The 13662-nt window shown below is 47.9% G+C and carries 12 protein-coding genes and 1 tRNA gene; 3 read left to right on the plus strand and 10 right to left on the minus strand.

What is annotated here, in order from left to right; translation table 11 throughout:
• Nucleotides 1–85: 85 nt before the first annotated feature.
• Nucleotides 86–1771, plus strand: coding sequence for a gamma-glutamyltransferase (ggt, locus tag HND56_02870; protein ID QKK04694.1), 1686 nt, complete (start codon nt 86–88; stop codon nt 1769–1771).
• 332 nt (nt 1772–2103) lie between these two features.
• Here ggt and greB read toward each other — a convergent pair whose 3' ends face one another.
• The 3 genes from greB to HND56_02885 all read right to left on the minus strand — a co-directional run bounded on the left by greB (nt 2104) and on the right by HND56_02885 (nt 4266).
• Complete coding sequence (greB, locus tag HND56_02875; protein QKK04695.1) at nt 2104–2652, minus strand: transcription elongation factor GreB; 549 nt, start codon at nt 2650–2652, stop codon at nt 2104–2106.
• 141 nt (nt 2653–2793) lie between these two features.
• Nucleotides 2794–3444: a hypothetical protein gene (locus HND56_02880; protein QKK04696.1), complete on the minus strand. Its 651-nt coding sequence runs from the start codon at nt 3442–3444 to the stop codon at nt 2794–2796.
• A 222-nt stretch (nt 3445–3666) separates the two neighbouring features.
• Nucleotides 3667–4266 carry a hypothetical protein gene (locus tag HND56_02885; protein QKK04697.1) on the minus strand — a complete coding sequence of 200 codons (600 nt, stop codon included), beginning with the start codon at nt 4264–4266 and terminating at the stop codon, nt 3667–3669.
• A 335-nt stretch (nt 4267–4601) separates the two neighbouring features.
• Between HND56_02885 and HND56_02890 the strand changes: the two genes are divergently transcribed.
• The gene (locus HND56_02890) at nt 4602–5525 is read left to right on the plus strand and encodes a hypothetical protein (protein QKK04698.1); all 924 of its coding nucleotides are present in this window, start codon (nt 4602–4604) and stop codon (nt 5523–5525) included.
• Between the two features lie 307 nt (nt 5526–5832).
• On the opposite strand, the gene HND56_02895 is transcribed toward HND56_02890, so the two are convergent.
• The 4 genes from HND56_02895 to HND56_02910 form a co-directional block, all read right to left on the minus strand.
• Entirely contained in the window at nt 5833–6030 is a 198-nt protein-coding gene (locus HND56_02895; protein ID QKK04699.1) for an AlpA family transcriptional regulator, read from the minus strand.
• A gap of 128 nt (nt 6031–6158) precedes the next feature.
• Complete coding sequence (locus HND56_02900) at nt 6159–6914, minus strand: hypothetical protein (protein ID QKK04700.1); 756 nt, start codon at nt 6912–6914, stop codon at nt 6159–6161.
• Complete coding sequence (locus HND56_02905; GenBank protein ID QKK06532.1) at nt 6911–8125, minus strand: integrase arm-type DNA-binding domain-containing protein; 1215 nt, start codon at nt 8123–8125, stop codon at nt 6911–6913. The genes HND56_02900 and HND56_02905 overlap by 4 nt, the downstream gene beginning before the upstream one ends.
• 166 nt (nt 8126–8291) lie before the next feature.
• Nucleotides 8292–8366 (minus strand) — tRNA-Gln (locus HND56_02910).
• Between the two features lie 150 nt (nt 8367–8516).
• Between HND56_02910 and HND56_02915 the strand changes: the two genes are divergently transcribed.
• Complete coding sequence (locus tag HND56_02915; protein QKK04701.1) at nt 8517–10496, plus strand: hypothetical protein; 1980 nt, start codon at nt 8517–8519, stop codon at nt 10494–10496.
• Nucleotides 10497–10512: 16 nt separating this feature from the next.
• Here HND56_02915 and HND56_02920 read toward each other — a convergent pair whose 3' ends face one another.
• The 3 genes from HND56_02920 to HND56_02930 form a co-directional block, all read right to left on the minus strand.
• Nucleotides 10513–11844, minus strand: coding sequence for a hypothetical protein (locus HND56_02920; protein QKK04702.1), 1332 nt, complete (start codon nt 11842–11844; stop codon nt 10513–10515).
• Nucleotides 11845–11922: 78 nt separating this feature from the next.
• Entirely contained in the window at nt 11923–12606 is a 684-nt protein-coding gene (locus HND56_02925; GenBank protein QKK04703.1) for a TIGR00266 family protein, read from the minus strand.
• Nucleotides 12607–12645: 39 nt separating this feature from the next.
• On the minus strand, nt 12646–13131 hold the full coding sequence (locus HND56_02930) for a nucleoside deaminase (protein QKK06533.1): 486 nt from the start codon (nt 13129–13131) through the stop codon (nt 12646–12648).
• Nucleotides 13132–13662: the final 531 nt, after the last annotated feature.

Raw genomic sequence — 13662 nt, forward strand, 5'->3', positions numbered from 1 at the left:
TTTGGAGCTTGTCTGGGAAATACCGAAAAGAAAAAGTGACCGGGGACGTAGTCAAAAGATAAGTTTTCTCTTAGACTAGGGCGCTATGAAATACTTGTTTATCATTGGCCTGTTCCTGTGCTGTGCTGTCTCCGGGAGTTATGACGCTCAGGCTGACCATCCCCTGTTCCCTGCAAAAGCTGCTGTTGTCAGCTCACACCCTCTTGCCACCAAGGCCGGTGAAGATATTCTGGCGCGCGGCGGCAACGCCTTTGATGCCGCCGTTGCCGTCAGCGCGATGCTTGCTGTGGTCGAGCCTTTTGGTTCAGGGCTTGGCGGCGGCGGATTTTGGCTGATCTATGATGCAAAGACAAACAGCTATAACATGCTGGATGCGCGGGAGATGGCACCGCAAGCCGCGACAGCCGATATGTATCTCGATCATCACGGCAACCCTGTCCCCGGTCTCTCGACGGAAGGCCCGTTATCGGCGGGCATTCCCGGTCTACCTGCGGCACTCGCCAATATCGCTGAAAATTACGGCTCTCTTGAACTTGGCGCATTGTTGCAATCTGCGATCCGCGCCGCGCAGGACGGGTTTGCTGTTGATCGGCGTTATATAACGGGTGCGGAATACAAACTTGACCTATTGCGCCAAAATCCTGAAGCGGCCGGAATTTTTCTTGATAATAACGCTCTTCCCGCGCCCGGCTGGGTGCTAAAGCAGCCGGATTTGGCTAAAACGCTGACATTGATTGCGCAAAATGGCGCTGCAGGGTTTTATGAAGGGGAACTTGCGGAGCGTCTCGTCAAAGATATCGCAAAACATGGCGGTATTTGGACATTGGAGGATTTAAAAGCCTACCATGTTGTAAATCGCACACCTGTCACAGGCACTTACAAAGGCACAAAAATTATTGCTGCCGCTCTCCCGTCTTCCGGAGGCATCACTTTAATCAACAGCCTCAATATTCTGTCCAACTTCAATCTGGCCACGCAGGATGCGGTGACGCAAAAACATCTGATTATTGAAGCCCTGCGACGTGCCTATCACGAACGGGCGGAATATCTGGGCGACAGCGATTTTGTTGAAGTCCCGACGGAGCGTTTGTTGAGCGCGGAACATGCAACAGCACAAAGCCGCTCTATCAATTTGGCGCAGGCAACAAAAAGTGACACGCTATCGCTTGATGCACCGGCGCAAAATAAAGGTACGGAAACCACGCATTTCGCCGTCATCGACCGCGAAGGCAACCGCGTCGCCGTGACGCAATCCATCAATTTCTGGTTTGGTGCGGGTTTTGTTCCCAAAGGGACGGGGGTTCTGCTCAATAATCAAATGGATGATTTCGTCATAAAACCCGGAGTCGAAAACGGCTATCAGCTGATTGGTACCAAGGCCAATGCCGTTGCGCCGGGGAAACGCATGCTCTCCAGCATGACACCGACATTTCTGGAATCAGATCAGGGCGTAGCCATCCTCGGCACACCCGGAGGCTCACGGATTATCAGCATGGTTCTGCTGGCGGCGCTGGACCGAATGCAGGGAACAGACGGCAAAACAATCGTTGCGCGTCCGCGCTTTCATCACCAGTTTCAACCCGACGAAGTATTTTACGAGAGCGGTGCCTTTTCGGACGAGGAAATTCGCACGTTAAAGCGCAAAGGTCACCATCTAACGCCGGTCATAAGACGGTATGGCAATATGCAGATTATTCTTTGGGATTATAAAGACAATACCGTCAAAACTTTCTCCGACCCGCGCGGCAAAGGTGATGAACATGTTTATTAAAGGGGCAGGGCGTTCTTGCAACGCAATATTCTCGGATCGTGAAGCGTGTTGGGGAAAAGGATGGCTGTCATGTCAGGCAAAAGCGGTTTACTCTGGAAACTAATCTAGTCTAGAAAAACTTGAATATGCGCCATAAAAAAAGGCCACCCGAGGGTAGCCTTTTTTTAGGTTTTTTAACGACGTTTCCTATCGGATCTAAGCAGTTAATCAGTTACACCCGTTGTCTTTCCAACTGTCTAGTTCTTGCCGAAGCAGGAACAAAACTAATATAGCCGTATTAATTGAAGAGGGCAAGGGTTTTTATTAAAAAACGGTGTTGTCATTCGTTTTTGCTATCCCGAGGGGGCATCTACAATGTAATCAATCTCTAAAACCTCAATGGTTTCAATGCCGGATTCTTTGCGGATTGTGACTTCGTCACCGACTTTGGCTTTCATCAGTGCTTTGCCAACGGGGGAAAGCCAATAGATCGTTCCTTTGGAAAAGTCGGCTTCATCAATGCCGACGAGTTTGACGGTGACTTCGGTCTCATCTTCGCGTTTATAAACAACCGTGGCGCCAAAGAAAACTTGCTCAACGCCTTGCTGTTTTTTCGGGTCAACGATTTCCGGCTGATCAAGGCGTTTGGTCAGGTATCTGACGCGGCGGTCAATCTCTCGTAAACGCTTTTTACCGTAGATATAGTCCCCGTTTTCTGAGCGATCACCATTACCCGCAGCCCATGCAACGACCTCGACGATCTTTGGCCTCTCTTCTTTTAACAGCCGGCGCAGTTCCTCGGCCAATACCTTATGCCCACCCGGTGTCATACAATTCCGAACGTCCGCGACGGTACCCGCTGCCTCGACCTGCTGATTGCTTGTTGTGTTTTTCTTGCTCATGGATGAAGAGTATAAAAGTTATTCCTCTCCCCGCATAGCCTGAACCAAATCGGCGATGATATCTTCAGACGTTCCGTCAGACGAAATCGCACTGCTGAAATATAGGTTGGTAATCTGACAAGCCCCTTTGCGCGGTTGCTTTTATGGGGCGGGTGTCTTGCTGTTGTTGGTTGATTTTTTTATTTGGGGAGGTGTTTCACGCGGGGCTTTGTTCTCGCCGATTGTAAATTTTGTAGATTTTTTCGCGGTGGTGTCCAGCGATTTTTTAACTTCCGCCAATAGCTTTTCGCCAAGAGCTTGTTGGCATGGTGCGTTGAACCGAATAATCACATCGCGCAGCCCTTCAGGTAAAAGAGGGGCGTTGATAACGTTATTAAAGAAGAAAATGTCGCGGCGCCTATATCCCAGATAATGCCCCATATCTTTATCAAGCTCTACTTGAGAGACATCCCGCCCATTGAATGCCTGCTTGTTAAAGGCAACGACTTGTTTGAGTTTTTCCTCATTCTCAGGCTGGGCGTAATGACGATAAACGCCAACATATTCCGGATGCTCGTCATATCTTTGTTCAACATCAATCGCAATCAAACGCCCTTCTTCAACGGCCCTATCAAGACGCTTCCTTCCTTCGTGCTGGCGTTGCATCCGCGGGTCATCAAACTTGGCTTCATCAGGAGCAACAAATACCCATGTTATGGGCTTTTTCCCCGCAAGCATAAGATCTGCCTCAATATCGGCGTGAGGGCCGATAACGGGAAAAGAGGCGAGAAAACGTGATTTGATCGATTGCATGCTCATCCATAAGTATACCATAATGCAGATTTATCTGTCAAAATACGGCGGTGATGTGTCATGCCAGAATAAATCAAACCGCTCTCATAACTCCGGCTCGAATCTTTGTTTGGAAGCTGCTGAAAGAATAAGATTGGCAGTACGGACTTTAATTGGATGTGTTGGGAAGAAAAAGTGGCTGGTGGCATCATTCATAATTTAACATTAAGTTATTGGTATATATTAGTAAATGATAAATGAAATTGCATGGATACCAACATATATACCAACTATTAAAAGGGCTATACCTATTAGTCCTAACGTAAAAGACAGTATTGCATTTCTTACAGATCGTTGCTTGAAATCTCCAAAATAGATATAGGGTTTAAATATCTCAGGTAAATCATTGACAGTTTCCCATACAAAACTCAAATGCGCTCTCTGTTGGTCGTGTTTATCATGAGAGTTGTCTTGATAGGTGATAAAGAAGGAATATGCTTTATCTAATTTGTCGAGCTTGCCATGTATATCTGTTCCGAATAATGATCGAGCTTTATGATAGCCTATTCCTCGAAACGATGATTCAGAAGCCATAAGGGCAGCTAGGATAGATTTATTACGTTCTTCGTCATCATCGCAATGCTTAGGAAGGCCGCCGTATTGAGTAACACGGCTGCAAAACTCTAGTACTTTTTCATAGACTTCCCAGCGTTTGTCGAGCAAGTCTAAACGAAAGCGTTCCTTTGTATGTCTGTAAGCTAAGAAGCTAAAAACAACGGCAACAATACCAAAAACTATATTGCTATCGATAATATCACAAACTATTTTGCCAGCTATTTCCATGTACACATCTTAGTGGATTTTCTTCTTCTTGCGAATTTTTTTTGAGCATAAGTGTCTATACGATCATTTATATTCATTTCTGATAATTGTTCCAGCTAATATTCGGAGCAGAACAAGAGTTCTAGTGACGGCATGAGCGTCACGCGTGAATATATTATAAGCTGTCACCTAGCGCGTAATCATCAAGTATAGATACGCGCATCCCCCCTTCCGTCCCCCCAAGGGGAAACACACACTTCTATTTCCATTCAGATTAGTTACAATGTGGGAAATTCGAAACAAGAGTATTTATGCTCTGTACTGCATTATTTTTAAATATATATGGATGTTTTTCTATGAATGAAAAAAAGCCTAGGATAACTAGAATCGAAATAGGTATGACGCCAGAGCTGCGTGATGCGGATGAGCTTCAAATTGATTTTAAGTCCGGTGAGGTGATGGCAATCAAAGATGGGCAGAAGATACCACTAAAAATAAACGGTACACAACTTTCACATTTTAGATCCAAAGGGAATAAGATTATTACAGAGACGCCTCAAAGAGAGTCTTTAGGCTATCGGGTAGATGAAATGGCTTCTTTTGCTGATTATGACTTTGTTTTTGTAGTAGATACAAACTCGGCTCTATCGGAAAAGGGACGCTTTCATGTTTCCTGTATAACTCACATCTGTGTTGACGAAGGAGAGAACGAATATAACTTGGATATAAATGCCAAAATGCTCTCTTTTGTATTTCCAGATATGGGCTACGATGAGCCTGAAAAGGTGGCATGGGCACTTCTTCTGAACCAAAAATTTTTGCGGATGTTGGTGAATAGTGGGAAAAGAATTGGCATAGTAGTAGATAGTGCTTTGAGTGACATTCCCAAACTCAATGATGGAAAAATCCCTCTTTTTGAAAACTATTTTCTGCCAAAGAATGTAACTCTAATTTATGCTTCAGCAGATAAATCAGATATGCTTTTCAATAGGTTGATAAAATATATGGATAAAGAGGCTAACAAGCTAAAAGCAGATATCCTAAGTGGGGAAGTCATCCCATTTTATATCAAAATTATGCCGCTATGTTCCAAAAACAATGTATATTGGTCGGCGACTAAACTAGGACCGGTTTTAACTTCTAACGTATCTCCAAAGTCTGGTTTTGTTTTGAGAGAAAATACGCCTGTTATATTGGTGGGGGTTGAAAGAGATGGTGACGGGAATGAAATCCTCCATCATCTTAAGACATTTAATGTTCCTCCCGAGGAAGATCGGTGAAATGAGACAGGGCTTGCTACTAATGCAGTTAAAAAACTAATCGCTGTGTTTAGAAGTTGGTCTTGTATGGAATGGATTTTTTCCCATGCGATATGGCCAGAGAGCGCAAGTTTGAATGTGGCACAACCGAACCTCAGCTTTTTGATATACACAACAATCTAGACACTTTTCTCGAATAACCTTTATTAGAGGCTTTTTTGTATGAAGGGTTTTTAGGGTGTCTTCACTATCTGAAACGTCTTTCATTTTTATTTTCTCCGCTATTAAGACTAAAAACTGGTAAAAAGGGCACAAAAAATTTGATGCCTTATCTTTGATTTATGCGGTCTTCTATCCATGCGTCTATTTCACTTTCCAACCAACCCACGGATCGAGGGCCAATATTAATGTTGGTAGGAAAAAGCCCTTGGTTTATATGTAGGTAGATCGTGCTCCGACTTAAGCCGGTGCGTGCCATAACATCTGTGAGGCGGAGGAAACGTTCTTTTTGCGATTTTTCTAGCATTTGCATCCCTTTCAATAAAGTTTAAGTGGGTACAAATATTCTTATCGCAGTCCATCATTTCTTCATAAGGATGATGGAAGAAAAAGTTCCTTCAAAAATTTTTGATTTTTTTCTGTGACCCTAGAAATCTACATCATTGGGAAATAGTCATCCCACGGAGCTTCATGACGTTCTTTTCGTGTTTCTTTAATCGCTGTTTCTATTTGGGAGATTGTGACATTGGGGTCTAACCGTTGAATAATGAACAATAGCAATTCGGAATCACCAATTGTCTTTTTGGATATATACTCTCCACCTTTATCTGTCTTATAGTATCTGCTTTGTTCAAACCTGTGACCGATTATCGGTTCTAGTTGGGCGGCCACTATCATCATCCAAATATATAAAGCTTCACTTCTATTTGGAGTTTTTTTTGTTTCATAGTTGTTCAGCGTAAGTTCTATACCATCTGCCACTGCGCCCAAAAGTTTAAGTGACTGCATTGGTGACGTTACAGTAAATAACTGCCCATTATCTCTTCGGGTGTCTTTTAAAATCCCATTTAGAGACGGGTAATTTTTCGAGATGGCTTCGTGAAGAGCATTCACGACATCTTCTCCCTGGTTGCCAGTTAAGAATACCTTGTTAAGTGAGGTTGTGGCTTTCTCAATGTGGCGTAATGCTTTTTGAAGTTCCTTTTTGGTCTCGTGTGAGGGATATTGTCTTAGGTGTTCGTTGTAATGACTCATATATGCTTGGGCGGCTAGAATGATAGCTCTCTTCAAAGAGTTCTGTGTAAATTGGTTATCGAGATTAACCATGTTAAACAGTTCATCGTAAAACTCTTCGGTATATGAATTTTCATTACCTAGTGGCTTATTGTTTTGTGATCTAGTCTGTTTCATTCGATCAAACCATCAATATAGTCAGCCCACTCCTGCATCATCTGGGTTCTTTCATCAAGAAACTGTGCGCGATCATACGCTTTATCTATTTTGCTTTTTGGAACGTGTGCAAGTTGTCTATCTACAACTTCATGCCTGTAGCCTAGTTCTTGTTTGATAGTGCTCATGGCTAAGGCGCGGAATCCATGCCCAGTCATGCGGCCTTTATACCCGAGACGTTTTATTGCGCCGAGAATGGTGTTGTTGCTAATTGAATTTCTTGGTCTTACTGAACTTGGGAAGACAAGCGGCCAGTTTCCGGCGATTACTTTTTGACTTTTAAGTATCTCAATAGATTGGTTAGCAAGCGGTACAATGTGCGCTCTATTCATTTTCATCCGTTCAGCGGGGATAATCCATTCTTTGTTTTCAAAATCGATCTCTTTCCATTCCGCATTAATTAGTTCGCTGGTTCTTACAAAAGTAAGCGTGATAAGTTTGAGAGCGTTTCGTGTGGTTTGATATAGCCGTGCTTCATTACTTTCGATAGCTTTCAAGAAATCAGGTAGCTCTTTTACTTCGATTGCAGCAAAGTGACCTTTTTTAACGGGCTTAAGGGCTTCTTTGATATCTGGGGAGGGATCGCGCACTGTTTTACCACATGCTATAGCGTAACGGAAAATTTCACCGCATTTTTGCAGTTGTCTTCTGGCTAGATCATAAGCGCCGCGATTCTCAATTTTGCGGATTACTTCCAAAAGTAAGGGAGGTTCAATCTCTTTAATAGGATATCCGCCTAAATGGGGCAGGATATCATCTTCTAGTCGCTTGAGTACTTCTTCTGCGTAACGGGGACGCCAGCGACTCTTTCTATTTTCGTACCATTCGCGCGCAATGACTTCAAAAGTATTGGCAGCGTTTTGATTTGCCATGATGTTGGTCTTTTTGCGCTCTAATGCCGGGTCTTTCCCTTCAGATACCAACTTACGGGCTTCTAGCTTTTTGTCTCTAGCTTCTTTTAGGGATATTTCTGGATAAACGCCAAGTGCGAGTGTTTTTTGCTTCTTTTGTCCCTCTTGGGAAGAGGGGACTCTGTATGTATATCGCCAATATTTAGCGCCATTCGGCATAACCCATAGGTATAAACCTTGCCCATCGGCAAGTTTGCGCGGTGCTTTGGATGGAGGTTCCATCGGTTTTGCGTTTTTACATTGATTGTCTGTGAGTTTCATTTTGTTGGTATCAAATTTGTTAAAATTGCAAAGTACCAACTCAAGTACCAACTTTTTTGTTGGCTTTTGTTGGAATAAATAGGATTTAATGGAATTGAATATATCAAAAAAGCCCTTGAAAATCAAGGGCTGCGTGGACTTTATCGGATGTGTTGGGAAGAAAAAGTGGCTGGGGTGGCAGGATTCGAACCTGCGCATGCCGATACCAAAAACCGGTGCCTTACCGCTTGGCCACACCCCAACAACGAAACAGAACATATCCTAAATATGTACCAATTTCAAGCATAGAAATCGCAGAAAGATTTGCCAAGTTTTTTTTACATGACTTTTGCGGATTTCTCTGTTATCGTCTTGAACATATTTCGAACATCAGACAGATCAAAAAACGGCCATGGCACGTCAGCAAAAAGATAATGATATCTTTTTAAATCATCAAGATAAAGTCAATGCGGAGATTTTTCACGCAATTGAAGCGCTAGGCCGCCGTCTTGAAAAAACGGAGATTGTCCGTGATGATGTTGCCGCCCGTGTTGCCGATTTAGAATCGGGTGCCGAGCTTGATCAGGACAGCGGTAAATTCTTTCTGCCGCTGGCGATTGACCCCTCGCAACTGCCTGATACATGGTCGCCCGAGGCACAGCCCGCGCGTTCCAAAACCGCCACATTGACATCCGTTCTTAGCTTTTTCGTCGCCACAACGGCGCTGGCCGTTGCGCTGATGCAGCAACCGGCTTCGAAAGAATTTGTCACCCGCACGGAATTTGCCAAGCTGAATACGGCACAGAGCACAGAGGTCGCTTTCGCCCCTGAATGGCAGACGCTGGACCAGTTAAAGGCGCGTGACAAAACGGACCGCGCGGTTGCCCGCCTTGCCGAGAGCATGGAAAGACATGAACAATTACTGGCGGAACTGCAACAGCGTCAGGCGAAAACCGAAGATATGTATGCACGCGTTCTGGCAGAGCTGAAAAATGTGCGCACAGATGATTTTGTGGCTGCCGCTACGCCGCAGCCTGAAGAAATCGTTGCGGAAACAGCTGCCGTGGCGGAGGTTATCGCGCCTGTTCCGGAAGAATATATTGAAACCGTTGTCGCCGAAGAGCCCGCTCCGGTGGAGGAAATCGTTGTCGCGGTGCAGGATGCGCCGGTTGAACAACCCACACATGTTAAGCCGCAAGCGGTCAAACAGCCTGTGCAAGAGGCCGCGCCTGTTCAAGAAGCAACGACGGAAACCTTGTGGCTGGCACATGCGGAAGATACGGTGACATTACCGCCGCAGCAGATGCCGGCTGTTGAAAAACCGCTGCAGGCCGAGAAGCTTGCGGTGACGCCGCCGCAACCCGCGCCGCAACCGTTACAGCAACCTGTTATGGCCGATGCCGCAGCGATGACTGCGCAGGCGGAACAGGCCGCCGCGATTGCACCCGCCGCGGGAACGGGCGATCAACGCATCACAATGAAGAATCTTGACCGCATTACCGCTGATACGTCATTGCCGACGGAATTGCAGGATCTTGAAACGCGCGCTTTCTCGGGCGATGCCGCCGCGCAGCATGATCTGGGCGCGCTTTACGCATCAGGCCGCGTTGTGCCGTCGAATTTCCGCCGTGCCGCTTACTGGTTTGTGAAGGCCGCCGAAAACGGTGTCGCCAATGCGCATTACAATCTGGGCGTCATGTATCATCAGGGATTGGGACTGCGCCGCGATATGACGCAGGCCATGTACTGGTACCGCGAGGCCGCCGCTTTTGATCATCCCGAGGCGCTGTATAATCTGGGCATCGCCTATGTTGAGGGGATCGGTGTAAAAGCCGATGTCAAACAGGGGATGGGATATCTGGAACATGCCGCCCGTCTTGGCGTTGCGCAAGCCGCTTATAATATGGGCGTGCTGTATGAAGGCCGTTTCGCGGGAAACGGTGCGGATAGCCGTGATAAAGCGATTGCCTGGTATGACAAGGCCGGAAAGCTCGGCTTTGCCGAGGCAACGGCATCTGCCGACCGTCTGCGCGGCCGCCGCGTTATCGCGATGCCCGCGACAAATGCGCTGGACCTGCCGGAAAATCTGAATGCCATCGAAACGGCTGCAGGGGGAGATTTCGATCTGCCGCCGCCCGTTGCACTGGTAGAGGAAGGTTCAACCGATGGTCCGGGTTACACGCCGGAGGTGCAAAAGCAGCTTGTTTCACGCGTGCAGCGTATGCTGATTGATATGGGTATGCTGCCGAAAAACCGTCCGCTGGGTGATCTGGATGCGCAAACCGCAGATGCCATTCGTGCCTTCCAGAAAAAAGCGGGGCTGGCAGTTGATGGCGAGCCGAGCCAGCAGCTGTTGGACCGGTTGCTCTACAGCAACCGCGCCGAACAATAAAATAATCCCGATAATATTATGAGGTTGCGCCGCCGGATTGTGCTTGCGGCGGTTGCCCTTGTTGTCCTGCCGGAGCCTGTCCTGCAGGTGCTTGGGCCTGCGGCGGTTTTTGCGCCTGAGCCTGCTGTTGTTGCGCCTGCGCAGCGGGAGCGGCGGCTTTCTGTGCGGCAGCGGCCTCCGGTTTTTGCGCGACGGGGCCGCGCGGCGGCTGCTGTTTTTTCTTCGTATCATCAGCGCCGCCCATTTGTTTCTGGATCATCGAGGATAGCTGTTCCAGCGCGAAATCAATTTGCGGGATCAGGGCTTCGGTCGTCTGGATGGTTTTTTGCATCAGAGAAAGCACCTCGCCATGCGGCATTTTGCTGTCAATCGTGATATAGTCCGGCTCGGCATGAATATAGGCATAGAGTTTGGACAGGGTGCTGGCAAGCTGCATGTCCAGTGCCGATAATTTGCTGATGCTGCCTTCAAAAACCGTGCGGTTCAGGGCGGGGTGTTTGTGAATCAAATCACCGCCCGAACGCTGATATTTCGGCGTGACGCTATCATCCTGCAATTCTTTCAGCAGGTCGTGGTAGATGGTCAAAAAGGCTTCAATCTTGACCTTGTTTTCAGACAGCTCCCCTTCAATGGCGGAGGCCAGAACCAGTTTTTCACGGCGCAGCAGCGCTTCTTCTTTTTCGCGCGTTTCCTTGAATTCCATTTCCTGACGTTTGATCATATTGCGGAATCCCTGACGTGCCGCCAGTGCAATCAAGGCCAGTCCGGTCAGCGGGCCGAAAATCAGCGACAGCGGTACAAGGCTGGACATATAGGGATCAAGCCAGTCGGGGATCAGCTTGTCACGGTCTTCCGCGACGACAAATTCCCAGACGCCCGCACGGCGGTCACGCGCTGTGATCTGCGCATCTTCATAAGCCGATGCAAAAACCGACCCATAAGTCTGGTGACGGTCAACAACGGCAAAGCCGCTTTGTAGCAGCGCAAGGTTGATTTCATCACTGCTATGGGTGGTGCAACGGGCATAAGGGATGCCGCGATCCACTTTTTCAATACGGCAGGAGACGACATCATTATTGATCATTTTCTCGATAAAATCCATCGCGCGCAGTTCCAGCGGCGTTTCGCGGGTTTGTGCCGCCTTGATGCCCCAAAGCCGGATGCTGATGCCTTCAACCTGTAATGTGACGGGGTCCAGCGGTACCATCGGGCGTACAACCCGCTGTCCGGCACTCAGTGTTGTGCCGGCCTGTGCGAAAACCGCGGAGGAGATAAGGGCAAAACATGCTGCAAACACAAGGCAGGTCAGCATTGCTTTCAAGGTAAAGATTTTATCTGTATGGGGCATGTTTAAACCTCGTTCGCGGAACGCTTGGAAGGCGGTGCGCATTCATCCTTATCATTACATAGGAAATCCCCGTCATTGTCAATTTTTCGGAAAGACAATGAAGGGAGAAATCCAGAAGCCGAGATCGCGCGGATTCCGTGTCTGGATATAGACGCGGCCCGGCCCTTCGAAAATACAGGCCAGCCCTTCACCGGAGGTGAAAGAGGAAACCCATGAGGTACCGCCTTTTGCCAGCTGGTATTTCATATCGGCATGCCAGGCGACAAGATGGCCGTTATCGACGCGGACGGTTTCGCCTTCGCCGACATCAAGCGGAATGATTGATCCGTAACTGGAAAAGAACACGGTGCCCGCACCGCCGATTTTAATAACGAAAAACCCTTCGCCGCTGAACAGACCTTTTGTCAGACTCTGCGCTTTGGTGGAAACCTTGATATCCTGCGTGCCGGCAAGAAAACCGCCTTTTTGCACGATCCACTCCCGCGATCCGTCCAGCTCGACCGGTGCAATGCCGCCCGGTGCCGCTGTGGCCAGCATAACCCAGCCCGGAGCGTCCTGCGCTTCGATTGATTGCAGGAAGAAGGATTCTCCGGTAAACAGGCGGCCTATTGCCTTGCCGAAGCCGCCATCCATTTTACCTGTTAATGTCATATTGGAGGACATCGAGACCATCGCGCCTGATTCCGCGCGGATGGATTCCCCTTTCTCCAGATAACATTTCATAATGGGGAATGTATCCCCGCCATGCATTTCGTGACGCATAATATGCTCCTTTCTGTTCAGATTTTCATCTGTGTAAATTTAGTCGGCGTAACCTCCCGACGGTGAATAATTCTCCTGCCATTCCTGCAAGGCGTAATAGGCCTCGCTGTCCATCATCTGGATGGACGGCATAATGCGTTGTTTTCTGTCCATGGCGATCTCGGCGGCAATATCCTGATGCCCGAAACCGAATTCCTCGGCATCGCGGACGGAATTTGCGTAATAGACTTTGGAAATGCCGGCCAGATAAATGGCTGCAAGGCACATCGGACAGGGTTCTGTACTGCAATAGATTTCACATTCGCGCAATTTGTAATCGCCGGAAACTTCGCAGGCCTTGCGGATGGCGTTGATTTCCGCATGGGCGGTCGGGTCGTGTTTTTCAACAACTTCGCTCCAGCCTTCCGCAATGATTTTATTGTTTTTGACAATGACGGCGGCAAAGGGGGCGGCGCGTAATTCGCGCATTTTCTCAAAACTTAAGTCCAGCGCACGCTGCATAAAGGCCTCGCGCTCTGCCTGCATGTCTTCGGCGGATTCCGGTACGGGGATGGCCGGGGCGGCAGGCGGCACAGAGGCTTGCGGCGACGGTGCGGCAGGAGCCGGTTCAGCAGGCTGTGCGGCGGCCGCTGTGGCGGCCTGCGCCTGCGGTGCAAAAATATCCAGACTGTGATACAACGCATCCGGCGTGAAAGGTTTGGGCAGGACGCGCTGCTCTCCGCAGATTTCAAGAATATCGCCGTAGAGCGTATGCTCCTGCGAGATGATAAAGATGGCGCGTTTCAAAATGTCGTGCTGTTGGCACATATTCCACAGGGAAAAGGCGGCTGCGTCATCATCGCCGATGTCCAGCACCAGCACGGAGCTGGAGAGGGAATGTTCCGTCGTCAGCTCCTGTGCTTCGGTAAAGTTCAGGTTTTTTTTGCGTAATACGCCGCAGACAAGCTGCCGTAAAATATTATCCTGACTGATGATGATGTGGTTATGTGACATGGTCCGCACTAAAATAAATTGCCGCTTCGTGTTCTCAAGAATAAAGAGAAAAAGATACGAAAG

The sequence above is a fragment of the Pseudomonadota bacterium genome (assembly GCA_013285465.1).
Taxonomy (GTDB): Bacteria; Pseudomonadota; Alphaproteobacteria; order Micavibrionales; family CSBR16-224; genus CSBR16-224.